We start from the raw sequence: 25,232 nt of genomic DNA on the forward strand, positions 1-25,232 counted from the left end.
ATGAGTAGAACTTCCTTTAAGGCAGATATGAAAATTATTCTTCGTGAGCCTATATTACTTTTATTTATACTTTTGCCTTTGCTTATAGCTTTAATTTTTAAAGCCCTAATAAACTTCGGTGAAGTATATGTGTATACTTTTACCGGAATTGTTTTAGAAAATTATTATGGGTACATATTAACCGGTGTGTTTTTAATAACTCCTAGTATGCTAGGTACTGTAACTGGATTTCTAATGATAGATGAAAGAGATGTGAAAATTAATGAATTAATAGGCATTACTCCAATAGGTTATTCAGGTTATGTAATGAACAGACTGATTATACCGTTTTTCGGTAGTATTATATACACATTATATTCCTATTACCTATTAAATATATATAAAATCAGTTTTGTAATACTAGGCTATATAGCTGTATTATTAGGACTACAGGGAATACTAGTAGGCCTAATATTGTACAAAATAGCTGATGACAAGGTTAAGGGTTTAACCTATTCAAAGGGAATGAGCATATTCACGGTATTAGCTATGGCGGATCTTATAAATAATGATTTTATAATATATATCGCTTCAATAACACCTTTTTATTGGATTACTAGATTAATAATAGATGGAAATAAAGCTTATTCAGTAACAATGGCAGCGATAGTTCACTTAATATATTTTTTAATTATAGTATGGTTAGGAAAAATTTATAGAGAGTAATAGTTAAGAGTCCATATTAAATTCAATAAATTTTATTGGACTCTTTTTTTATTGACAGGACGGATTTAAATATCTTAATATATAGATATACAATACATAGATATACAATGCATTGTGATAGGAGGGTAAATATGAAAATAAATAAAGAGCTTATAAAGGGAAGTACTACAATGTTTATTCTTAAGTTGTTAAGTAGAGGCGATATGTATGGTTATCAAATGATAAGAGAATTAGAGGAGCAATCAGATAATACATTTACCTTGAAGGAAGGGACTTTATATCCTATTTTGAACTTGCTTGAAAGTGATGGCATGATAGAATCCTATTGGGAAGATACGGAGTCGGCTCGAAAAAGGAAGTATTATAAAATAACTAATAACGGTAAAAAGCTATTAGCTGAAAAAGAGAAGGAATGGGAAATATATAGCAATGCTGTAAATAAGGTTATTGGGGGTGCAGGTCTTGCATAAGGTTATTGAAAATTATTTGGAAGAGGTTTGCGCACAGGTAAAATACAAGAAAGCACACTCTCAAATAACAAATGAACTAAGTAGTCATATTTATGAGCTAGTGGATAATTACGTGGATAGGGGTATGACTGAAGAAGAGACCACAATAAAAGCGGTTTTGCAGATGGGTAATGCAACGGATATAGGTAAGGAATTACATAAAACACATAGGCCAAAAATAGAGTGGTCTATATTGGTTCTCGTAGGTGTCACTATAATAATCTGATTGATTTCTTTATTTTCTCTAGCAAAAGATCCCGCATTTTGGAGTCTTAATTAAACAGATTTTCTCAAATCATACTCTATATATGGCACTTTAGGGCTTATAGGTTTTGCTATTTTTTATTTAACAGATTATACAAAGCTAGAAAAGTTTTCTTTGAGGATATATGTTATCTCTTTAATTATATTAATATTATCATCCCGTTCTCATAATACAATAAACGGATTATCGACCTTTATGATAGGGTCCTTTAGATTTGCACCAGTTTCCTATGCGATTGTTACTTTTACAGTGTCTTTTTCAGGCCTTGTTATTAAACGGGGTAAAGGTGATTTGAAAGGAATGTTAAAACTATTTGGGATAGCTGTAGGTGCTACTATCGTATGTATGATTCAGCCATCCTTTGCTAAGGCAATGCTTTTAGCATCAGTTTTCTTAGTGGTTATTACAAAAGCAATTATGTCTAAAAATTTTATAGGAAGTAGAAAGGTATTTTTATCAGTACTTTATGGTGGTGGAATGCTTTCTACAATACTATTGTATTTGGTAGCTACTGATTATCAGCTTGCAAGAATAAATTTTTTAAAATATAAAGAGTACCCATTAGGTAGTGGATACGCTTATTATATGGCGGATAAGCTAAAGGCAGGGGCAAGACTATTTGGCAAGGGTGATGGACTATATGTTAACGGTAGTGGCATAAATAATGTTGTAATAGGGCTACCTGAGGCAAATACAGACTTTGTTTTGACATATATAGTATCAGCCTTTGGTTGGATTATGGGGTTATCAGTAATTATAATACTAGGTTTGATTATTGTAAGAATGTTTAAAGCAACAAAATCCATACATACACCCTATGGTAGCTATTTATCAGTATCTATCCTTACGGTATTTACTGTACAGAGTGCAATAAACATACTAATGAATTTTGGTCTTTTTCCGTATGTGGGTTTAGGCCTACCATTAGTATCCTATGGGGGTTCAAATGTTGTGACTAATATGGTGCTATTAGGATTGTTTTTGGGAATATATAGAATAAAGGACCTTGTAAAAAAGGATGATATTTCCATTCAGAAATATATAGAAAAGGAAGAATTAAAAAATGTATAGAATAGATATACTTCCATTTGGAGTAATAGGTTTAATTATATATGTAATAATAGATTTAATTAAGATTAGAAGAAAAAGTTTTATTAAAAGAGTCCTCTTCTATAGTTTTATACTTTATTTAATAAATGTTTTTAGGGTAACTACCGGTGGAATTTCGATTCCACCTTCTAAATATAGTGCAGTAGATTTTCAACTTATACCCTTTTCGTTTATTATAGATTGGACCAGGGAATATTGAATAAGAGGTTTTAGCTGGTTTTTTTGGAACTCTGTTAAATTATCTGCCCTAAATGTTTTATTATTATTACCTCTAGGAATTTATTTGCCAGTTATTTTTAATGTTAAAGATGGGAAGAAAGTTTTAATTATTACATTTTTGGCGTCATTAAATATTGAGATTTATCAGGCAGTCTTTTCTTTTTTCGGTTTAGTTTTTATAGTTCGGACTACTAATGTAGATGACCTTATTTTAAATACATTGGTGGGTTAATAGGATTTTTTATTTATAAAATAGTAATAAGTAAATGGATACATAGGTATATATAAAAGGACAGAAATCTAGTGATTTCTGTCCTGAAATATTTATTATAATTTCAAAATACTGAATAGGGTTATTGCTGATACTACAACTCTCTTTGTTGCTCTTCTTGGTAATTTAATTAAAGTATATGCTTTTTTAGTAAAATCAGACTGATTTGATGACTTAAAACCATTTGCACACCATGCGGTGAAATGCTCACAATTATTTTTAAATGGATGGTATCCACCAAAAGTAGTGTCTATTTTACTATAGGCTCTTTTAACTATATGCTTCCTAGAATACTTATAATTAATGGTAGTATCTACTTCTTTTTTACCATCCTTAATAAATTCATCCATAGTCACTTTTTTAATCATACCGTATTTTGTTAGAAATATACTATCACAAATAAAATGAATTACATTTCCATCTTCAACTTCTATACCATAGTGTTTATAAGTACAGGCACGACAAATTAGTTCATCTATTTTTGTTGAGTGAGCTGATTTACGTGTAGTAAAAGGCTTTAGTCCTAGACGTTTTCTATAGACAAAAATTACATCACCTTTCATGTTACTCCCCTGTTCTTCTGTGCATTGTTGACTTTTTACTTTGCTGACTTTTTACTTTATTATTAGAACCATTTGAATTAGAGAAAGAACGATTATTTTGTTGGTTTTGTTTTTGACTTTCAAGCTTTTTCTTCATAAGTTCTGCTAGGCTCACTTTTTTAACCTCTGTTGAATTTAAATCATCATTGTGTTGTGACATTTGCTCATTAACTCCTTTTATTTATTAAATAATTATTTTTTGATATAATTATTATAATATACGGAGTGATGTAGAACAACCATAACATTAAAAAGGGGAGCTGAAATTGAAATTACCTGTTGTATTATTTAATGGAGTTGTAGCGACTACGAATGGTATTTATGAAATAGAGGATGTTGATGTTGAAACAGCCATAGAGTTAATTAAGGAAAAAGGTTTTGTTTCTGCTATAGGACATGAAGCTACAGCGCTAATAATGTCAGAAATATTGGGTATAAATATACCGATGAATAGAATACAATTTAAGCAGGAAGTTGGGCAGGATGCAATCGTATTAAAGCTTAATGTTAGACCTGAGGAAGGTAAAATATTAACTATTGATGAAATGAAATTAATAGGTTTTGGTTTGAAAATAATGAAAAGATTAAAATAACAAAAAATAGTAGCAAAAACTATAACGATAATTTATTATAGTATAGTTGCATAAACTAAAATGAAGGAAGTGCATTTAAATAATGAAGCAAAGGGATTTAGAAAAGTATTCATCGGCAATAACATTATCTGATATGGAGATTTTTATATTTCCAGAGCTATTATATAGCCTATTACTAGCTAATATAATGTCTCCTGTAGTATGGGAATGGAAAAAAGATCCTTGGTTTGACAAAATTGAAAAAATGTCTCCGTATAGAAAAATTTTAAGACTTAAGCAATTTATAATGGATAAGTATGATTTCAACTTAGATCTTGAAACATGGGGGCTTACAACAAAGGAAACAGAAATACATAGGTTTAATCCATTTATGGATGAAGAAATATTAAGTAAAAGTAATGCATTGTTTGGCTATGAGGGAGATAAATATTATTTTAAGGTTGACATAAGAAAACACTTTAGACTAGATAAATATGATTCAAATGTTATACCATATTGGAAAACAGAAACAATAGAAGCGATGGAAGCCTTCAAGTATAAAGAAGGGTACCATAAAGGGGCTGGAGAATGTGTATCTTTATCTACCCTATATGCAGCAGCTCTATTTATTATTTGTAAAATACCCTTAGAGGATATTTACTTACTAGCTACACCTCTTCATTCTCAAAACTTTGTTGATATAAATGAAGGATTGATGACAAATAATAGAAGGTTAGTTACTAAAAATATGTGGTTTAATGGAACAGAGCTGACATTAAAGGCACAAAGGGCTTTAAGAAATGAGCAGGTAACAATAATTTCTCACAACACTGGATATATACATGTAATCTATCCAGATGCAACTTTAGATAAAAAAGCTTATGAGAAATTTGAAAAAAAATTAAAGAAATTCCTTATAACAGATGTAGACTCAGATATTATATACAACTTTTTAAGACAAGAAAGTCAATTTCAGAAATGTTTTCAAGTTAAAGAATTATTTAATGGTAAATATAGATATATTGGTGCTGAGAAGGCATATGCTTATGAACATACAAGCTCTCATAGGATAAACGACAGTACTAGAGATAAGCTTTTTTCTGAAATAGATGAGTATGAGTTTTTCTTAGAACCTTTGGAAGATAGAATATGTCTTAATAAGTTTAATGAGTACTTTAAATCTCATAAGATTGATTTTAGGGATAAGGGTAGCTGTGAAGAATTTTCTAGGGAATTTGATTGTATGCATATTAGAAAAGAGGAAATTTTAAAATCACTGTTTGAATTCTGTTACTTAAATCCTAAACTTCCGGGAAAAGATAAAAACTTTATTGATTCACAAGCTATTAAAATAGCTAATGATATGGAAAGAGAAGATATTATCTCCTACCTAGAGTCTATTAGAGAGAATAATATAACGGCAGATTTGGCCTTTTATGCCTTTAGAGACTTTTCAAAAACGGATCTAGAGCCTTTTATAAAGGCATCTATTGAAAGAAACCCTGTAATTATAGATGCATTAAAAAGCTATGATTTAGATGTAATTATCGAAAAATTACACAATATGACGAATGAATCTATATATGATGGTACAAGAGTATCCCAACCAGATGAAGTTTGGAATTTTCAACGAGGAGATGGAATTGAAAAGGCTATCTCCTTGGCAAATATATTAAAAAATAGAGATAATAATATGTCAATTAACATTGAAATTAATGAAAAAGATGTTTTTGTGTATTTTAATGATCGTAGTTTAAAGTTTACATCAAATAAAGGTATGGTTGGAAAAATCCAAATATAGCACAAAAGGGTATCTATGAATAAGTAATAGATGCCCTTTTAATATAGAGAAGTAATAAATTAGCTAATAATATGTTTTTAACTCTGATTATTCAAAATATTACATAAATTTATTAAAAATACTTTAAATTTTTACAAAATAAGTTACAAAAATAGAATATAATTAAAATATAAGGTTGTTCATCAATTTATAGCTATTCCTAATCTAACAGTTAATCAGATACTAGCCTTATAATTAGAGACAAGTCTCTAGTACATATAAGTTATGTCATAATATTGTAAGTAAGTGTAGTAGGAGGGGGATGAATTATGGTTTTGACTTTTCTTGATTGTTTTTTTCTCAAATCAAATCAAAGGATTAAAGATGGAATTAAGCTATTTATGAAAACAAAAAGCAACACACTCCCGATTGTTAGTGAAGAAGGACAATATTTAGGTCTTATAGTATTAAAGGATTTAGTAAAACACCTACTTAAGGAAGAAAATATTTTGATGAAGGATTTAATAATTTGGCATGAGCCTATTCTTGCAGAAGCAAATCCATTAAATGTTGAATTTGATGAAATGGATACAATCGATATTGTGCCAGTGATAAAAACAGAGAATATGGAATTTGAAGGCTTTTATATTAAAGAGGAGATTGTAACCCTAAAATATGAAAAGCATAGGGAGCTAGTCCATGAACTTAATCAAGTTATAAACTCCTCGTATAATGGAATTTTGGCAATTAATTCGGAAGGCAACATTATAGTATATAACACTGCAGCTGAACGAATTATGGGGAAACCAAAGGATAAGGTATTTGGTAAGCACATTTCATATGTAGATCCTGATAAAGCACTGCTAGATACATTGAAGACTCAGGAGGTTTCCGTAAATGTTAAGCGGGTAATTAATGGTTATGATATACTTTCAAATCGAAGTCCTCTAATATACGAAGGAAGATGTATTGGTGCAGTAGGGGTATTCGTAGATAGGTCGGATATCGAGAAAGTTAGCTATGAATTAGAATCCTATAAGAAACTATCAAAGGAATTAAATGATATACTAGAAGCTTCATATGATGGACTATACATTTGTGATAAGGAAGGACGAGTAATAAGAGTAAACTCATCCTGGGAAAAAATATGTGGTCTATCTAGAGAATATACAATTGGAAAAACTGCACAGGAGCTAATTAAAGACGGATGGTATGATAATTCAGCCGCACTTTTAACTTTGAAAAATAAAGAAGTATCAACAACTATGTTAGAAATAACCTCAGGTCCTAAAAAGGGCCAAATAATAATGGCAACTGGAACACCTATTTTCGATAAGAATGGAGAATTAGATTTAGTAGTAGTTAATGTAAGAGATATTACATATTTAGAGCATTTAAAAACCCAATTGGTTGAAACTATGGAGTTGAGTAAAAGATATGCGACTGAATTAGAGGAAATTCGTTTGCAGGCCAAGAAGATGGAAGATATAGTTGTTCGTAGTCCTGAAATGCAGCGGATAATGGAGCTAGCAATTAGAGTTTCAAAGGTAGACTCAACTGTAATAATAACAGGAGAGTCAGGGGTTGGGAAGGATGTTATAGCAAAGAAAATTCACTATTTAAGTAAGCGAAAAGATAAATCATATATTAAAATAAATTGTGGTGCTATACCAGAACATCTTCTTGAATCAGAGCTATTCGGATATGAAGGCGGAGCCTTTACAGGTGCTAAAAAAGAGGGTAAACTAGGGATGTTTGAGTTAGCTTCTGGTGGAACATTGTTTTTAGATGAAGTCGGAGATTTGCCCCTATGCCTTCAAGTTAAGCTATTAAGGGCAATTCAAGAAAAAGAAATAGTTAGAGTAGGCGGAGTTAAAACTATCAAAGTAGATGTAAGATTGATCTCAGCTACTAATAAAAATCTGGAGCTAATGATTAGAGAAGGAACCTTTAGAGAAGATTTATTTTACAGGCTCAATGTAGTAAATATTCAAATACCGCCCCTAAGAGAACGGAAAGAGGATATGGAGTATTTACTAGGTTTTATGCTAAATAAGCATAATCAAAATTATGGGCTTAATAAAAAACTGGCTGCCCCTGTAGTGGAAAGATTACTTAGCTATAACTGGCCAGGAAATATAAGAGAGATGGAGAATATGATTGAAAGATTAGTTGTATTGACAGATGAAGAACAGATTCAAATAAGGCATTTGCCGGTCTTTTTACAAGAGGAATTGTCAGCTAGTAAGTTGGTAACTTTAAATAGCATTATTCCTCTTAAGGATGCTATAGAAGAGGTAGAGCAACAACTAATAAGAAAGGCCTTAGATAAATATGTAACTACTAGGAAAGTGGCTAAAATGTTAGGCGTTAACCAGTCAACAGTAGTAAGAAAAATAAAGCAATATAGTATAGAGAAGCACGATGCATCATAGCATCATGCAGATGTGAATACGCATCTGTTGAAAATTAAATAGTGCATATACAACAACTTATGATTGCAACTTATCACTGATGCATGAGCAAATCATATAATTTAATAAATTAAAAATGATATAATAGAAAATCCATTTGGTCTAGGGCTAAATGGATTTTTTATTTTTTTGCAACTGTTGAACATATTGAAATTGCAAGAATTCAAAATTATTTTTCATTAATAACATTTATATAAATAATGTTGGCATGCTTGTTGCTTTGTTAATGTAGTAACAAATTAAATAGGAAGGAGCGATAAAATGAATAGATGGCAAGAAATGTATATAAGCAAATTAGCTTCTCCAAAAGAGATAGTTAAAGCTATAAAATCCGGTGATGTTTGTGCAAGTACTTGTGCTTTAGGAGAACCAATCGGGCTGGTTGAAGCTTTAGCTACGAGAGTAAAAGAAGAGCAGTTAACAGGAATAAAGCACCATATGCTATTAACTTTAAGAAATAATGCGTATTTATCTCCTTCAGTGTCGGATAGGTTACAACACGTTGCATGGTTTACAAGTGGATTTGCAAGAAAGGCTGTTCAAGAAGGAAGAGCAGATTTTATGCCATGTTATTACAAGGATGCACCAAGATTGTGGAGAGAATTTGTTGAGGCTGATGTTTTCTACGCTACAGTATCGCCGATGGATCAGCATGGTTGGTTTAGCTTTGGAGTCTCTGTAAGTAATGCGAGAGCTCAGCTATCTAGAGCGAAGAAGGTATTTCTAGAAGTAAACAAATATATGCCAAGAACTCATGGAACTGGTTTTGTTCATATCTCAGAAGTTGATGCTATATGTGAAAACGATTTACCTCTAGTTGAACTTGGGGATGCACCAATAACTGAAAAAGATGCTATTGTTGGAAATATAATAGCTGATTTAATTCCAAATGAAGCGACTATTCAATTAGGAATTGGTGGGATTCCAAATGCGGTAGCACAAGCATTAAAAAATAAAAGAGATTTAGGTATACACAGTGAAATGTTCACAGAAGGAATGGTGGACTTAATTGAGGCTGGAGTAGTTACAAATAGAAAGAAAAATATTAACAATAATAAAACAATTGCTGGATTTGCTGCAGGCAGTAGAAGAATGTATGACTTTCTAGATGATAATCCGGGTGTTGAATTCCATTCTATAGATTATGTTAATGATTTAAATGTAATTGCTTCCCATGAGAAGTTTGTGTCTATTAATGCAACTTTAGAGGTAGACCTACTGGGTCAGGTAGCTTCAGAGTCTATAGGACCCCGCCAATTTAGTGGAACCGGTGGTCAGGCAGATTTTGTTAGAGGGGCTAGCTATTCAAAGGGTGGAATGTCATTTATAACCACCTATGCAACAGCTAAAAAGGATACAATATCAAAAATTAAGCCTACACTTACTGAGGGGTCTCACGTTACATGTACAAAAAATGATGTGGACTATATAGTAACAGAGTTTGGGGCTGCAAGACTTAGAGGAAAGACTGCATCCGAAAGAGCAAAGACGTTAATAGCAATAGCACACCCAGCCTTTAGAGAAGAGTTAACACAAGCTGCACGAAAAATGCATCTTATTCCATAAATAAATAAGTAACTTTAATAACACAGCCAATGAATTAAAAAATACACAAAAATGATGAGAGGGAGTGGGAGTAGACTTTAGAAATAATAAGTACATTATTTTAGTTTAATAAAAATTATCAACCAAAAAAGGGAGGAATTTATAATGGCATTAAAAACAGGTGAACAATATAAGGAAAGCTTAAGAAAAATGAGACCAAACGTGTACAAGTGGGATAGATTGATTGAAGATATAACAACAGATCCAGTAACAAGAGGGCACGTTGCTTCAGTAGCACATTCTTATGATATGAGCTTTGATGAGAAAGATGCATATATTTATACAGCAAAATCTCACTTAACAGGGGAAATAGCACACAGATGGAATACATTACCACAAACTGCTGAAGATCAAATGCACAATGCAAGAATGAAAAGACATCAATATAGACATTCTGGAACATGTAAAGGAGCAACCTGTGCTGGTTGGACTGGAATGACAGTGCTTTGGGCTGTTACACAGGAAATGGATAAAGAATATGGTACTAACTATCATGAGCGCCTTAAAAACTATTTTAAATACGTAGAAGATAATGCACTAGCCCTAGCAGGGGCTATTACAGATGCAAAAGGTGATAGATCTCTTAAACCATCTCAACAAAAAAATAAAGATTCACATGTACACATTAAAGAAGTAAGAGAAGATGGAATCGTTATAAGAGGATACAAAACTCAAATTTGTGGTATAGTTGGAGCTAATGAGATTATAGTTGTTCCTGGTGGTGGTTACGGGGAATCAGAAAAGGATTTCTGTCTAGCAGTAGCAGTACCAAGAGATGTTGAAGGACTTACATGCGTAATTACACGAAAACCAAGTGATACTCGTGAAGAAGAAGAGGGCTGGGATGCTCCAAAAGTCGGAACAATTACACAAGCATACTTAATATTTGATGATGTATTTGTACCAAATGAGCGTGTATTTATGGCTGGTGAGTATAAATACAGTGGTAAAATAATTGGATACTTCGCAGCAATTTATAGAGCAGCAATTGGCGCATGTGTTGCTGGTCAAGGGGATGTTATGATAGGGGCAGCAATAAATATGGCTAGAGCAAATGGTTTATCTCAAAAGGTATTTCAAGATAAATTAACTCAAATGGCCATTAATAATGAAATTAACTATGGAACTGGTTTAGGCGCTATGTTAGCAGGAAAACAGCATGAGTCTGGACTTTATATACCTGATGCTTTATTAGCTCATGTTAATAAAACTCAAGTAGCTAAACTTCCTTATGAAACAAAAGTTATTACTCAAGATATTAGTGGTGGTATTGCTGAAACCGGATGTATTCCATCATATAAAGATTTCCAATCTGAGTTATATGGAGAGCATCTATATAAAGCATTAGAAGCTGCAACCGATGGAGAATCAAGAACTAGAGCTGCTCGTTTAGCAGAATGGTTAACTGTAGGCGCAGGTATTCCTGGATGTATGCATGGTGGTGGTTCACCAGATGGCGCTAAGATGGTAGTTAAGGCTTTAACTAAGTGGGAAGATTATGCTGCTGATGCAAAAAGAATTGCAGGAATTACCGGGGAAATCGTAGAACCTAAAAAGAAATAAAAATTAATAATAGCAAATCGCCTGACTATATGTAAGTGTATTAAAAGTTTTGATTTAAAGTTTAATATAATTTGTTATCTCTCCCTTCTGGGAGAGGTAACAAATAAAAATACTTCTAGTGCAATCTTAAGGTTTAAAATAAAATTCTAGGAGGGTAAATTATGGCGATTGTAAGAGAAAACGGAAAAGAGCAACCTTATGTACCATTTGGACCATTTAAGCTAAGAATCCCGTTCGTACATTTTAGGTGGGAGTGGCCAGAGGCAATTCAAGGAGCGTTACTGGTAGCAGTGCCTATGGGAGCAATACCAGTTTTGCAAGAAACATTAGGAGTATCATTTGAAGTAGCCCTTACTATGATGATACTAAACGGAATTTTATATATTTTACATCCAACTTTCGGTGATCCATTATTCCCAGGATGGATTACACCAGCAATACCATTAGTATTAGGATATGCAGCCGGTTTTGAGCCAGGGGTAGACAGAATACATTCCATCATTGCTTTGCAGCTCTCGATGGCCGTCGTATTCACTCTAATGGGAGTTACCGGATGGGCTAAAAAGATTGTAAGTAAAGTACCAGTCTCCTTAAGAGGGGGTATTATTCTAGGGGCTGGGATAGCAGCAGTTCATAGTGTTGTTAATCCAAACGGTAGAATGAAGGGTATGGAAATTACAATTATGGCAGGGGCTGTAATTTGTTATCTAGTATTATTCTCTTGGAGATTCTATGTTGCAAAGGACAAAAATACCTTCTTAAATCAATTATCTAAGTTTGGTATGCTACCAGGATTTATAGTGGCGCTAATTCTTGGTCCACTATTTAAAGAACTACCAATGCCTCAAATTCAAATGGGTTTTTCAAGCTTAAGATTTGGTGAGTTAATAAGTGGATATACTGTATTTGGTGCTCCGGGATTCCCACCACTTGAGTATTTTGTTAAGGCTATTCCATTAGTATTTGCTGCATATATTATTGCCTTCGGAGACTTCGTTCTTGCAGAGGTAGTTACTAAAGATGCGGATGAAGTTAGAAAAGACGAAATTATTGACTTTAACGCAAATAGATCTAATATGATTTCAGGCTTTAGAAACTTAATTATGGGATTATTTGCTCCATACGCCCCATTAAATGGACCACTATGGGCAGGTGGAACAATAGCAGCTGTAGAAAGATACAAACACGGTAGAAAGTCAATGGATAGTATTTTTGGTGGAATGGGTTCGTATATTATCGCAATGGCAATTGCTGCATTCTTTACTCCAGTAATATCACTACTTCGTCCAGCTCTTCCAGCGGGATTATCTTTAACATTAATAGTTCAAGGTTTTGCTTGCGCATATATAGCCATGGAAATGCTTAAGACTAAAGAAGAACGTGGGGTTGCAGGTATTATGGCAATATTCCTAGCCTTTAGGGGAGCATCATGGGGATTAGCTGTAGGTGTTATTCTTCACTTAGTAATAGGTGTAAGAGATATGGTAGCCCCAAAGGTAGAAAAAGAGGCGAAATCAGCATAGATAAGTATTTAAATTAGGTCTAATTAACAATGAGTCCCCCTCATTATTAATTGAATAAGTAAAAAATCAATAAAAAGATTGGGTAATAATTTACTCAGTCTTTTTATTTTATAATGCAAACTCGCAATACAGTGTAAAAATGCACTAGTCCAAATTGTATTCTGTTGCAAAAACACATTGTTTCTTTATTTTAAATTGATTTAAAAATGTACAACTATTGAAATTACTAGATTATATTTTTAAAACTTACAATAACAACTTGGCACAATATATGCAATATATAAATGCAGATGTTATGGATGAGTGATTAAATGACTCTGAAAACTGCAAGTAAGTATGAAAACTTACGTAAGTTAAATCAAGAAGTATACCTTCTTGTTGGAAGGGTAGTAATCTACTGACTCGACTCAAGCTCAAAAAGTGTGATATCAAAATCAATCTAACTTAGGGATGAAGTAACAAATAGTAATAGACCTGTTTGATATTAAAGAATAGTAGGGTGTAGTGCGTTCAAGTTTATTTTATCAATGAGAGGGGAGAGCATAATGAAAGACTGGCAGATGGTATATAAAAGCAAGGTTGTTACTCCAGAAAAGGCTGTGAAAAACATAAAGTCTGGTGATAGAGTAGTTGTTGCTCATGCTGCTGCAGAGCCACAAATTATTACGGAGGCTATGGTAAAAAACTATGAGAGTTATACTGGGGTAGAGGTAGTTCATATGGTTCCTCTAGGAAAAGGAGAATATATGAGTCCAGGAATGGAAAAACATTTTAGACATAATGGACTTTTCTTAGGAGGGAAAACAAGAGGTGCCATAGCTGAAGGTAGAGGTGACTATACTCCAAGCTTTTTCTTTGAAATACCAAGACTTTTTAAAAAGGATATTTTGCCAGTAGATGTAGCATTAATTCAAGTCTCTAAACCAGATATTCAGGGCTATTGTAGTTTCGGGGTTTCTGTAGATTATACAAAGAGCGCTACTGAGAAAGCAAAATTAGTTATTGCTCAAGTGAATGATCAGATGCCTAGAACACATGGAGAAAGCTTTATTCATATTAGTGAGATTGACTATATTGTAGAATCTTCCCAACCAATTTTAGAGCTGCCAACCCCTAAAATTGGCGAAGTCGAAAGAAAAATAGGAGAATATTGTGCTAGTTTAATCGAGGACGGCTCAACTCTTCAGTTAGGCATAGGTGGAATACCTGATGCAGTACTGTCATTTCTTAAGGAAAAAAGTGACCTAGGAATTCATTCCGAAATGTTTTCGGATGGGGTACTAGAATTAGTTATGAATGGTAACGTCACAAACAAGTTGAAAACCCTACACAAGGATAGATTTATTGCCACTTTCCTTATGGGAAGCAAAAAATTATATGATTTCGTAAACGATAATCCTAGTGTATTAATGTATCCTGTAGATTATGTTAATCACCCTGCTGTTATAGCACAAAATTATAAGATGGTTTCAGTAAACTCAGCAATACAAGTGGATTTAATGGGTCAGGTTGCAGCAGAAACTATCGGATATAAGCAGTTTAGTGGTACTGGTGGCCAGGTAGATTTTGTTAGGGGTACTTCCTTAGCCCAAGATGGAAAATCAATTATTGCATTACCATCGGTGGCCTCGGGAGGGAAAATCTCTAGAATTACACCTATTCTTGACGAAGGAGCAGCTGTTACAACATCCAGAAATGACGTTCACTATATTGTTACCGAATACGGTATTGCAAATTTAAAGGGAAAAACCTTAAGAGAGAGGGCTAAAGAACTAATAAAAATAGCACATCCTAGCTTTAGAGAAATACTGACAGAAAAGGCTATTTTAAAGTATAAGAGCTTATAACATGAAAATTAACTTCTGATAAAAGTTTATGAAATCTACAAAAGATTTTCTATGAGATAGTAGATAGATTAATTTAATGAGGAGGTTAATTTATGAAAAGAAGTTATGGTGGAGAACAACCATATTTTGCAGCAGGTATATTCAAAATAAGGCTTCCATTTATACACTATAGATGGGAATGGTCCGAATGCTTACAGGGCTTATTAATGTGTGCTACATGTCTAGGGGCAATACCTATTTTAACAGGAACCCTTGGTATATCTTTTGAATTAGCATGGTCAATGGTTATTATTAACGGAATTTTATATAGTCTTCATTCTCTTTTAGGTGATCCAGTAGTTCCGGGATGGATAACACCTTCTATACCTTTAACAATTGCATTTTTAAATGAGTATGCTCTTGGTATAGAAAGGATACAGGCGCTAATAGCATTACAAATTCTAGTAGGACTAATGTTTATTATTATGGGCATAACTGGGGTTGCTGGTAAATTGATAAGAATAGTACCTAGTTCTTTGAAAGCTGGGATTTTACTAGGGGCTGCCATAGCAGCAGTAACAGGTGAATTTAAATTGGGTGGAAGATTTGGATCATACCCTATGGCAATTTTAATTGGTGCTTTAATTGCTTACTATATTCTTTTCTCAGATGGATTTAAAAATTTGAGGAAGAGTTCTCAAGCTGCAAACTTACTTGGAAAGTATGGAATGCTACCTGCAATAATTGTTGCGATTATTGTTGGCCCATTATTTAGTGAGTTGCCTATGCCACAAATAGAGATAGGGTCTGTTATAAAAATTCCACAGGTAGGAGAATTATTTAAAAATGTAAGTCCTTTTGGAATTGGTTTTCCAGCAGTAAACTTGTTTATTCAAGCTATTCCGATGGCCTTTATTGCATATATTATAGCATTTGGCGATTTTGCAACTGGGGAAGCTCTTATAAAAGAGGCTGATGAAGCAAGGCCAGATGAAGTAATAGATTTTAACTCAAATAGATCTAATCTAGTAAGTGGTTTTAGAAATATTATTCTAGCACTAATAGCTCCTTATGTTACTTTAGCAGGTCCCCTTTGGGCTGCAGTAACAGCTGCGGTTTCACAAAGATACCAAGAGGGCAGAGAAGCCATGGATTCAATCTTTAGCGGAGTTGGTACCTTTAGATTAACTACACTTGTTGCAGTTGCGTTGGTTCCAATAGTTTCATTAGTACAGCCAGTACTACCAGTTGCCCTATCATTAACATTATTAGTTCAAGGCTATGTTTGCGCAAGATTAGCTATGAATATTTGTGAAAATGATGCAGATAGAGGGATTGCAGGTGTAATGGGTGCTGTACTAGCCACTAGGGGAGCAGCCTGGGGATTTGTTGTTGGTATCGTATTATTCTTTGTGTTATCAGATATTAGTAAACTAAAAAAGCAAAAAAAGACTGAGACAGTTGAATAAATATGTTAGATAGGATAATTAAATAATTTTATGCCTACTGCTTAATAGATTTTATATAGTCTATTAAGCAGTTTTTTAATTCTATAGGAAATTATAAAATTAAAAATCTGTGGATAACATATGGTATGATTGAGATATGAATAGAAAAAAGATAACAGTTAAAGAGATATTGGTAGATAGATATGAGGACTTTAAAAACACATACTGGTCTAGAGTTCCTAAGGTTATGAGAGAACATATAGATGATCTAGTAAATAAGGCTATAAATTGTAGCGATGTTAAAAATGGATATGCCGAATATATATGTGAGGATTGTTTTAGTGTAACGAAAGTACCATTTACATGTAAAAGCAAGTTTTGCAATAAATGCGGAAGAGTATATACACTAAAATGGGAAAAAAGCAAACAACAGAACATGTTAAGGGTAGGGCATAGACATAGTGTATTTACAATGCCTAAGGAACTGAGAAACTTCTTTTATGCAAGGAGAGAATTATTAAAAGAATTGCAGGATGCAGTATACAACGTAATTTCATATTGGTATAAAAATAATAGGAAATGTGATTATGAAGTAGGTATAATAGCTGTAGTGCACACCTTTGGAAGAGATTTGAAATGGAACCCACATATACATGCATTAGTAACAGAGGGAGCAATAGATAGAAATAATAATTGGTGGAAGAGTGTTGAATATATACCATATCCATTTTTGAAGAAAGCATGGCAGAAGGTGCTACTAGAAATAATTAAGAAATATTTTAATAGTTATGAAACCAGGCAGCTAATAAGTGAGATGTATAAAAGATATCCAAATGGGTTTTATGTTAATGCAAAGAGAAAACTGAATGATACAAGACAAGCAGTAAAGTACATAGGAAGATATCTTGCTAGAGCAGCTATAGCAGAATATAGAATAGAGGAATATGATGGAGAAAAGGTTACGTTTTGGTATGAAGATCATAACGATGGAAAAAAAGTAAAGATAACTATGGATGTGTTAGAATTTATAGGAAAAATAACACAACATATAGTACCTAAAGGATTCAAGACAGTAAGAAGATATGGACTGTATTCAAGGAGAAGAAATAAGATATCCAAGGATATAGTGCATCTATATAATTTTATGAAGGAAAAGTCTATAGAAAAATTGCTTAGGGATAAGAGAAAAAGTTTTGAAAAGAAAAAGACCTGGAAAGAGAGGATTATAGAGAATTTCGGAAGAAATCCACTTTTATGTGTAAAATGTACCACTGAAAAAATTTTATGGAGAATATGGCATAAAGACTATGGGGTGATATATGATATAAGAGAATCTAGGGATATGGAGGAAATATTATATGAGCCCATTAGTAGAGCGCCATTACAAAGAAAAGTTGTACAAATATCATTGTTTGAAGTGTAAGTATTTGGAGTGGGCTCCCGCAGATATTGTGGATGAGTTTGCAGATTTGGATACCTACTGTGACGAAGAGTACGACGAAGAACAAAATAAAAATAGAAAAGGTATGCCGATTATGGTATGCCCTAATTGTAATGAGGATTTTTATTATTTTGGTGAACAAAAAGAAGAAAAACACTCATACCTAGAAGAAGATGATGAGTGTATTCCTTTTTAAACACAGTCCCCGTCAGGGGATTTTTTTATACAAATAATAAGTAGATTTAAAATAGTGATAGAAAAAGGTTTTCTAAATATTAATATCGAATAAAAAGTAGTACAAGCTAATATATTTATATAAGACCTTATTAACTTCTAGAAAATAAATATATTCACAGTTCTAAGGTGGGATGAATATGAAAATGAATTATAAACTACTTGAGTATGTTTTAAACAATTCTATAAATGGTGTTGTAATCGTAGAAAATGATTTTAGTATAAAGTATATGAATAAAAGAGCTAAAGAGATTCTTGAGCTAGTGGATTCATATGAAAATCATCACTTATATGAATTTTTTTTGTTAGAGGAATTAGACAAACTTGAGAGGCAAGGTATTGATGAGTTTGATAAGCTTCATTATAAAAATAAAACATTAAGTGTGAGTACACTATTAATAGATAATTTAATGGGATATAGTGGAAAAGCATATATTCTGCAAGATATTTCAAAATATAAAAATATAGTTGATCAAATCGATAAATATAAGGAGCTTAATAAAACCCTGGAATGTATAATTCATTCTTCCTATGATGGTATATACGTAACTGATGGTCAAGCCAATACTCTTATGATAAATAGTGCCTACGAGAGAATTACCGGAATTAAAGCTGAAGAAGTATTAGGAAGGAATATGAACGACTTAGTAAAAGAGGGTCTTTTCAGTCAGTCTAGTTCATTATTAGCAATTCAGGAAAGAAGGCAGGTAACAATAAGGCAGCTTATAAAGCAGTCTAAAGAGGTTTTAGTAACTAGTACACCTGTATTTTTTAAGAATACAATTACACATGTTGTAACAAATGTTAGGGATATTTCTGAATTAGTGGATTTAAAGATAGAGCTTATGGATACAAAAGCCTTAAATGAAAGATATTTAACTGAATTAGAATATATAAAAAGCAAACTTATAGATACGCCAGAAATAGTAGTCAGGGATAGAAATATGTACAAGGTTATAGAAATGTCTTTAAGGGTAGCAAGGGTCGATACAACAGTGCTATTAAATGGAGAAACAGGTGTAGGAAAGGGAGAACTATCAAAATTTATACATAAAAATAGCCCTAGATCAAAAGGGTGTTTTGTAGAGGTAAATTGTGGTGCTATACCCCAAAATCTTATTGAGTCAGAGTTATTTGGTTATGAGAAAGGTGCATTTACTGGAGCAAGCAGTAAAGGTAAGATAGGGCTTTTTGAACTAGCTAATAATGGTACAATTTTTCTCGATGAAATATCTGAGTTGTCACTAGATTTGCAAGTTAAATTATTAAAGATTATCGAAGATAAGAGGGTTATTAGATTAGGCGGAAATAAATCTATGCCGATAGATGTCCGTATAATTGCTGCGACTAATAAAAATATTAAAGAAATGGTTGAAAAAGGAAAATTTAGAGATGATTTATATTATCGTCTAAATGTAGTTCCAATATATATATATGCCTTAAAAGAGAGAAAGGACGATATAATACCTTTAAGCATTAAGTTTTTAAATGATTTTAATAGGAAATATAATATGGATAAAAAGCTAGCCCCTAGTGTATTAAATAAATTTTTAGACTATAATTGGCCAGGAAATGTGAGGGAACTTAGAAATTTAATTGAAAGAATTGTCGTCATTTCTAGTGAGAAGCAAATAAATGAAGATATAATACCTGAGTATATTATAAAAAAAGATATAAAAACCCAGGAAGATGGCGGCGAATATTCAAGCTATAAGGAAGGTTATGAGGGTATGTCCTTAAAGATGGCTACTCAAAACTTTGAAGCAAAGTTAATAAGCCATTCAATAAAAAAATATGGTTCAATTAAAGAGGCTGCAAAGCATCTGGATATAGATGCCTCAACTATAAATAGGAAATTAAATAAAAATAGAAAAAAATGATAAAATAGGACTGAGATGTCCTATTTTTATATATTTAATATGTTTTTTCCTACTTGTTTACAGGTTACTTTAAGTCTAATATAATTAAGTGCTAAATTGTAAAGTAAAGGACTGATATATTATGACAAATTCTAGTATCAATAAATATTCTAAAGGGTTTTTCGTATCATTAACAATAGCTATTACTGCAACTTTTGTAGCTAGAATTACACCTAGTATTATAGGAAGTAGTATAATTTCTTTAGTATTAGGAATGGCACTAAACTATTTTATAAACTCAAACACTGGTATAGATGAGGGTGCTAAATTTGTATCAAAAAGGGTATTACAATTTGCAATTATACTAATGGGTACAAGATTAAATATAAATCAAGTTTTCACGGTCGGAAGATTCGCCTTATTTGTTATGATTTTTACAGTTTCTGCAGCATATTTATCAGCATATTCATTTGGTAATATTCTTAATATAAACCAAAAGCTAAGAGCCCTTGTTGGCACAGGAACTGCAATATGTGGAGGGTCAGCAATACTTGCTTTGTCTCCTATAATTGACGCAGATGAAAATGATATAGCCTATGCTATTTCCTCTGTATTTTTATTCGATGTACTAATGATTGTTACTTTTCCTTTAATCGGTATACTACTTAATATGTCAGACTTATCCTATGGTTTGTGGGCAGGTACAGGCATTAATGATACTTCTTCAGTGGTAGCTGCTGGCTATGCATTTAGTAATGCAGCAGGAGATTATGCCACAATAGTTAAATTAACTAGAACAACAGCCATTATTCCTATAACATTGATTTATTCTGCTATAGTAATGTATAAAGGTGATAAGGAAAACAAGGAGTCTCACAAAATTAGTAATGTTTTTCCTTGGTTTATTCTATTATTCTTACTAAGTTCAATAATAAACTCCTTAGGCTTAATACCATCTGAAATAAGTACTACCTTAAGCTTTTTGAGCAAGTTTCTAATGACTATGGCACTAGCTGCTGTTGGATTAAAAACTAACTTAAAAAAGATGATTAAGTCTGGAATAAAACCAATTGGTTTAGGGTTTATTGCCTCTTCTGTTGTTGTTTTAGTTTCAATGTTAGCCCAATATCTAGCTACAGCATATATATTTATTCACTAAAATAAAACAGATTAATTGTTAGGAATAGATCATACGGGATTGAATAGTTCAATACCTATGTTTCCTGAAGTCACAGAGGCCTTAGTTGAAACTTGTAGTTTTTTATGAGAAAAATTCCTCAGATATAACCTGACTTTGGAACATCATTCATAAGAAAAAGTGCTGTAATCGTCTGTCTATAGAAGTTTCAGCACTTTTTATTGTTGTTTTACGTTCACTACATCTTTTTAATTATATTGGGGATTTCATTACTTAGCAGAACATTCTTTTCAATCTTAAATATGTCTTTGTTTATTTTACTATTAAGTAATTTGTCTGACATTATATATAATTTGTCTACTTTGTAATCAATTTCATCTATTATAAATCCTTCTAGTCCATTGATTATTTCATAGGTAGATAATTCAACTTTATTCACTGCTAACTTATACTCTAATATTCTTTGCATTACTAAGGCTAAATAACAAATTAAAAAATGCGACCTAATTCTTCGTTCTTTAAAGTGATATACTGGTCTTGTTTTTAAATTTGTTTTTAATATTCTAAAGGATTCTTCAATTTTATATAGAGATTTATAAGCTACCATTATATCTCTTTGGGTTCATATCCACTTTATTTGTAACAATGTAAAAATATCCGAAATTTTCTTGCTCTTGTTTAATTATTTCCTCATCAATTTCAATGTTTATTTTTTCTTTAGGGTTTTCTACTGCTTTATAATACTTGCTTTTGGATTTAGTTGTTGAATTGATTGTAAAATCCTTTATATTCTTTTTAGCTCTTTCAATCATTTTCTCTTGTTTAAACATCTCACGTTCTTTGTAGACATCTGAATATTTTTTTATGATTAATTCGTCATAGGTTTCATCATTCTGACTCACCTTTCTTTTACTGGTTATATATCCGCTTTTGTATTTAGCTTCTGCATTAGAAGTTATGTTCCAAGATGAATTAAATTTCTTCTCTTTTAAATCTTTAGGAACTGCACTGCCCTTAGAACCTACAATGTAACTAAGCCCTTTACCTCGAATCATCTCTAAGTTAGCCCTTGAATTTAAGCCCCTATCAGCCACTATTATGATTTCTTTTATGGTGTAATTATTTAATATATCGTCAATGACTTCTTCCATGGTATGTAATTCATGTTTGTTGCCTTTAAAAAGCCTATAAGAAATAGGTATCCCATTGGTGTCTATTAGTAAGCCCATAACAACTTGTGTTTCATTTCTTTTATTATCCTTACTCATACCTCTTTCTCTAAATCCGTCTTCATCAAAAGACTCAAAGTAATAGGTTGTACAGTCATAAAATGCTAATGACATATTTCTATCTGGAATAATCTTTCCTATATGATCATTTAAATGTTTGAAAAGTTTATTTTCATTCATTTCAAAATTTTTATCATAGGTAGCTATATTTTGTTCCAATTCATCAGAAGTGTTTTTAATGTTATATTCTAATATTTTTTTAGCCTCTGAATCAACGGTATCTAAGAGGATTTCCATGTTTTTTATGAGCTGAACTCCATCTGTTAGTGCTTTAGATTTATGTTTATTAAATCCAGAAAAAACATCTAGGGAAGAATAAATGTTATCGCTATTCACAAAACTGAAATCATATAGGAAATCATCTTTTCTAGAAGCCACTTCAAGCTTGCTTGAAGGATTAAATAATCTACCAAGTACCTGATAGAACATTAAGTTACTAAAGGAATAATCTAGTTTAGAATCTTTCACCATTTTAGTAAAAAGTTAGGTAATTTCAATTGGTTAAAGATTTTTAGGTATGGAAGATAACCTAAGTTTTTATGATTAAGAGAAAGCTTATCTTTTGACAATGATTCAATGAAATCTTCAAAGTTTTCAAATCCTTGAGAAGCTTCATCCAGTCTAATCATTTCTTTTAGATCTGCTTCAGCTTGAGCAAGAGCTTCCTTACCTGATTTAGAATCTAAATCATGAGTACCAAAACCTTTAATCTGAATTTTTTTTGATTTCTTAGTTTTGGGATCTCTAATCCCCTTAGCGATTGATATAAAATATTTACCATTTGGTCTTTTAGATTTACTAATATACATGCTACACCTCCACAAAAACCCTCTAACTATATTATACATCATATTCTACACCACGACAAGTCGTGAGTGTTAATAAATAAAAAAATAATGAGAAATGTTAAAAATTAGACATTTACTCATTATTTGTTATTAATTTATGTTCTGAAGTCAGGATATAATAATTATCAAAAACTAAATATAGTAGAACCTCGAAAGATAAAAGGCTGGGCTTAAAATAATTATTAGGACTATCAAAATCAAGTGATAATAAGTTTATAGATAACTTATATGTCACAGGAAATATAGATTATGTAATGACAAGGAAATCAGATATTTATCATTAGTATAAGCCTAACAGATTACTATTTGAAAACCTATGAACTTGATGTCTCAGATTGGATTAGATGTAAAAAAATCAAGCTTTAATAATCCTATATTTTATAGGATTAAGTGAGTTCTAACGGAGCACTGCACTTGTAAAGGACTATAGGTAGGTATAATTAATGATATAATACACAACCTACATTAGGAGGTGAAGTAGAATGTCTAACAATAACCAAAACAACGGGAATAGAAGCAATAAAAATAATCAACAAAGAAGTGTATCTGACAGCTTGAAAAATACAGCAGGGGCTGCATTTCAGACAGTCCATAGTGCTTTAGAAACAACAGAAAATATTGCGATGAATGTTGTTGATGGAACAACTAATGTTGTGAATAGTATAACAGACAACTCTAACAACAATTCTAACAGTAAAAGAAATAATAGGAAATAAAAAAAAGTAATATTTATCTAGACTCTGGATTTTTAGAATGCTTGAAGTGGTCAGATTAATCTATTACTGAAAACGAGCCTTAGAAGCGATAAAATTGATAACGCTGTCAAGGATATTTTTTAAAAAGAGACTTAAGGATACCCTCATATTATAAAGTGATGTGAGGGTATTTTCTATACTGTAATCGTATATAACCTGTCTTTAGGTAATTAGAATACTGATTTGGAAAAAATTTGTCTTAGGCAACATTAGTAACGATAGTTGTTATAATAACTAATATATTTGGATTTTGAGGATCTGGTCTTTCGTAAATTTATCTTCCATTTATTCTCGTTATTCTTAAGATTTTGAAATTAAAATCATTTTGTTAAACTCTTTTGTTAATTTTTAGTATAATGAATAAAATTGTTTAGGAAGCTTTTTGGGGATTTAGATATTAATAATCATAAAATAAGTTTATTCATTAGGGTATGTTATTGATCGGGAGTATATATGTGGTGTAGTTATAGATGTGGTTTGTTGAAATAAAATCTAAGCAATACCTATGGTCAATCTAGATATAAGATAAAGTACGTGCTATGATATATTTATTAAAATCAGGATTTCACATTTGAGTTTCTTAAATATGGTATCAAAGCCAATATAAAAAAGAATTTGCCTAATACTAAAATCTGTGAAAAGGAGATGGAAATAATTAATATCAATGAGGACATTAAGGTTTTTTGTGTAACAGCAACATCTTTCCCAGACGGTATTTTAGATGCGCATGAGAGGATTCATAAAACAATAACCTTTTCAGCAGATAGAAGGTACTTTGGAATTTCACGTCCTGAAAGGAATGTTATTGTATACAAAGCATCTGCCGAAGAATTAGAAAATGAGTCAGAAGAATATGATTTTGAATCATTTATAATTAAAAAAGGATAATACATAAGTATTATTATATCGAACTATATGGAGGACCCACAAGCTATTGGGATAGCATTTAAAAAACTAACCCCATATCCTGGCATAGACACTAATGTCCACTGTGTTGAATGGTATATTGGAGACACAGATGTAACGTGGATGAAGGCTAGAAGATTAAATTAACACATGGGAGGTTGTTTTTTTCTTTTAACTGTCAAAGACGGGATTTTAGTAAAAAATAGCAAAGGTTAATCTGAGTAAAAAGGACAATTCATGATAAGCTAGCATTTAGATAAAGAATAAAGAGCAGAAACGCCATAGTAAAC

General features: G+C 31.9%; 26 protein-coding genes. 21 read left to right on the forward strand and 5 right to left on the reverse strand.

The window, feature by feature from the left end; translation table 11 throughout:
• The 6 genes from HZR23_RS09285 (at position 1) to HZR23_RS18040 (ending at position 3,040) form a co-directional block, all read left to right on the forward strand.
• A complete protein-coding gene (locus tag HZR23_RS09285; RefSeq protein WP_132848655.1) occupies positions 1-705 on the forward strand; it encodes a hypothetical protein in 705 nt (234 codons plus the stop codon).
• Positions 706-836: 131 nt separating this feature from the next.
• Positions 837-1,175 (forward strand): PadR family transcriptional regulator, encoded by a 339-nt coding sequence (locus tag HZR23_RS09290; protein WP_132848656.1) that lies wholly within the window; start codon positions 837-839, stop codon positions 1,173-1,175.
• Positions 1,168-1,440, forward strand: a complete 273-nt coding sequence (locus HZR23_RS09295) for a permease prefix domain 1-containing protein (protein WP_132848657.1) — start codon at positions 1,168-1,170, stop codon at positions 1,438-1,440. The genes HZR23_RS09290 and HZR23_RS09295 overlap by 8 nt, the downstream gene beginning before the upstream one ends.
• 78 nt (positions 1,441-1,518) lie before the next feature.
• Positions 1,519-2,550, forward strand: coding sequence for an FtsW/RodA/SpoVE family cell cycle protein (locus HZR23_RS09300; RefSeq protein ID WP_132848658.1), 1,032 nt, complete (start codon positions 1,519-1,521; stop codon positions 2,548-2,550).
• Complete coding sequence (locus HZR23_RS09305; protein ID WP_165913695.1) at positions 2,543-2,788, forward strand: hypothetical protein; 246 nt, start codon at positions 2,543-2,545, stop codon at positions 2,786-2,788. The genes HZR23_RS09300 and HZR23_RS09305 overlap by 8 nt, the downstream gene beginning before the upstream one ends.
• Positions 2,789-3,040, forward strand: a complete 252-nt coding sequence (locus tag HZR23_RS18040) for a VanZ family protein (RefSeq protein ID WP_207667889.1) — start codon at positions 2,789-2,791, stop codon at positions 3,038-3,040.
• A gap of 95 nt (positions 3,041-3,135) precedes the next feature.
• Here the strand turns inward: HZR23_RS18040 and HZR23_RS09315 are convergent, their stop codons facing one another.
• Together HZR23_RS09315 and HZR23_RS09320 are read right to left on the reverse strand one after the other, a co-directional pair.
• A complete protein-coding gene (locus HZR23_RS09315; protein WP_132848659.1) occupies positions 3,136-3,642 on the reverse strand; it encodes a lecithin retinol acyltransferase family protein in 507 nt (168 codons plus the stop codon).
• Between the two features lies 1 nt (position 3,643).
• The gene (locus tag HZR23_RS09320) at positions 3,644-3,841 is read right to left on the reverse strand and encodes a hypothetical protein (RefSeq protein WP_132848660.1); all 198 of its coding nucleotides are present in this window, start codon (positions 3,839-3,841) and stop codon (positions 3,644-3,646) included.
• A 106-nt stretch (positions 3,842-3,947) separates the two neighbouring features.
• Between HZR23_RS09320 and HZR23_RS09325 the strand changes: the two genes are divergently transcribed.
• The 12 genes from HZR23_RS09325 to HZR23_RS09380 all read left to right on the forward strand — a co-directional run bounded on the left by HZR23_RS09325 (position 3,948) and on the right by HZR23_RS09380 (position 21,165).
• Positions 3,948-4,274, forward strand: coding sequence for a YddF family protein (locus HZR23_RS09325; RefSeq protein ID WP_243098230.1), 327 nt, complete (start codon positions 3,948-3,950; stop codon positions 4,272-4,274).
• 82 nt (positions 4,275-4,356) lie between these two features.
• Positions 4,357-6,054 carry a hypothetical protein gene (locus HZR23_RS09330; protein ID WP_132848662.1) on the forward strand — a complete coding sequence of 566 codons (1,698 nt, stop codon included), beginning with the start codon at positions 4,357-4,359 and terminating at the stop codon, positions 6,052-6,054.
• 308 nt (positions 6,055-6,362) lie between these two features.
• On the forward strand, positions 6,363-8,468 hold the full coding sequence (locus HZR23_RS09335) for a sigma 54-interacting transcriptional regulator (protein WP_132848663.1): 2,106 nt from the start codon (positions 6,363-6,365) through the stop codon (positions 8,466-8,468).
• Positions 8,469-8,768: 300 nt separating this feature from the next.
• Positions 8,769-10,073, forward strand: a complete 1,305-nt coding sequence (locus HZR23_RS09340; RefSeq protein ID WP_132848664.1) for an acetyl-CoA hydrolase/transferase family protein — start codon at positions 8,769-8,771, stop codon at positions 10,071-10,073.
• Between the two features lie 144 nt (positions 10,074-10,217).
• Entirely contained in the window at positions 10,218-11,675 is a 1,458-nt protein-coding gene (locus HZR23_RS09345; protein WP_132848665.1) for a 4-hydroxyphenylacetate 3-hydroxylase N-terminal domain-containing protein, read from the forward strand.
• 161 nt (positions 11,676-11,836) lie between these two features.
• Positions 11,837-13,198 (forward strand): hypothetical protein, encoded by a 1,362-nt coding sequence (locus tag HZR23_RS09350; protein WP_132848666.1) that lies wholly within the window; start codon positions 11,837-11,839, stop codon positions 13,196-13,198.
• Between the two features lie 545 nt (positions 13,199-13,743).
• Complete coding sequence (locus tag HZR23_RS09355) at positions 13,744-15,045, forward strand: acetyl-CoA hydrolase/transferase family protein (RefSeq protein WP_132848667.1); 1,302 nt, start codon at positions 13,744-13,746, stop codon at positions 15,043-15,045.
• Between the two features lie 92 nt (positions 15,046-15,137).
• Complete coding sequence (locus tag HZR23_RS09360; RefSeq protein ID WP_132848668.1) at positions 15,138-16,493, forward strand: hypothetical protein; 1,356 nt, start codon at positions 15,138-15,140, stop codon at positions 16,491-16,493.
• Between the two features lie 136 nt (positions 16,494-16,629).
• Complete coding sequence (locus HZR23_RS09365; protein WP_213050206.1) at positions 16,630-17,895, forward strand: IS91 family transposase; 1,266 nt, start codon at positions 16,630-16,632, stop codon at positions 17,893-17,895.
• Between the two features lie 4 nt (positions 17,896-17,899).
• Positions 17,900-18,109 carry a hypothetical protein gene (locus tag HZR23_RS09370; RefSeq protein ID WP_213050207.1) on the forward strand — a complete coding sequence of 70 codons (210 nt, stop codon included), beginning with the start codon at positions 17,900-17,902 and terminating at the stop codon, positions 18,107-18,109.
• A gap of 178 nt (positions 18,110-18,287) precedes the next feature.
• Positions 18,288-20,027 (forward strand): sigma 54-interacting transcriptional regulator, encoded by a 1,740-nt coding sequence (locus HZR23_RS09375; RefSeq protein WP_132849888.1) that lies wholly within the window; start codon positions 18,288-18,290, stop codon positions 20,025-20,027.
• Positions 20,028-20,148: 121 nt separating this feature from the next.
• Positions 20,149-21,165 (forward strand): YeiH family protein, encoded by a 1,017-nt coding sequence (locus HZR23_RS09380; protein WP_132849889.1) that lies wholly within the window; start codon positions 20,149-20,151, stop codon positions 21,163-21,165.
• 217 nt (positions 21,166-21,382) lie between these two features.
• Here the strand turns inward: HZR23_RS09380 and HZR23_RS17065 are convergent, their stop codons facing one another.
• Genes HZR23_RS17065 through HZR23_RS17075 form a run of 3 tightly spaced genes read right to left on the reverse strand, consistent with a single transcriptional unit; the run spans position 21,383 to position 23,242 of the window.
• Positions 21,383-21,751: a hypothetical protein gene (locus tag HZR23_RS17065; RefSeq protein ID WP_249536656.1), complete on the reverse strand. Its 369-nt coding sequence runs from the start codon at positions 21,749-21,751 to the stop codon at positions 21,383-21,385.
• A complete protein-coding gene (locus HZR23_RS17070) occupies positions 21,738-22,904 on the reverse strand; it encodes an IS1634 family transposase (RefSeq protein ID WP_249536663.1) in 1,167 nt (388 codons plus the stop codon). The genes HZR23_RS17065 and HZR23_RS17070 overlap by 14 nt, the downstream gene beginning before the upstream one ends.
• Positions 22,898-23,242 (reverse strand): hypothetical protein, encoded by a 345-nt coding sequence (locus HZR23_RS17075; RefSeq protein ID WP_249536664.1) that lies wholly within the window; start codon positions 23,240-23,242, stop codon positions 22,898-22,900. Before HZR23_RS17075 ends, HZR23_RS17070 begins: the two co-directional genes overlap by 7 nt.
• A gap of 521 nt (positions 23,243-23,763) precedes the next feature.
• Here HZR23_RS17075 and HZR23_RS09390 point away from each other — a divergent pair.
• From HZR23_RS09390 to HZR23_RS09400, 3 genes are all read left to right on the forward strand, one after another.
• Positions 23,764-23,997 carry a hypothetical protein gene (locus HZR23_RS09390; protein WP_132848575.1) on the forward strand — a complete coding sequence of 78 codons (234 nt, stop codon included), beginning with the start codon at positions 23,764-23,766 and terminating at the stop codon, positions 23,995-23,997.
• 654 nt (positions 23,998-24,651) lie between these two features.
• Positions 24,652-24,924, forward strand: a complete 273-nt coding sequence (locus HZR23_RS09395) for a hypothetical protein (RefSeq protein WP_213050208.1) — start codon at positions 24,652-24,654, stop codon at positions 24,922-24,924.
• Between the two features lie 27 nt (positions 24,925-24,951).
• Positions 24,952-25,089, forward strand: coding sequence for a hypothetical protein (locus tag HZR23_RS09400; protein ID WP_207667884.1), 138 nt, complete (start codon positions 24,952-24,954; stop codon positions 25,087-25,089).
• Positions 25,090-25,232 lie beyond the last annotated feature (143 nt).

The sequence above is a fragment of the Serpentinicella alkaliphila genome (assembly GCF_018141405.1).
In the GTDB taxonomy this organism is placed as follows: Bacteria; Bacillota; Clostridia; order Peptostreptococcales; family Natronincolaceae; genus Serpentinicella; species Serpentinicella alkaliphila.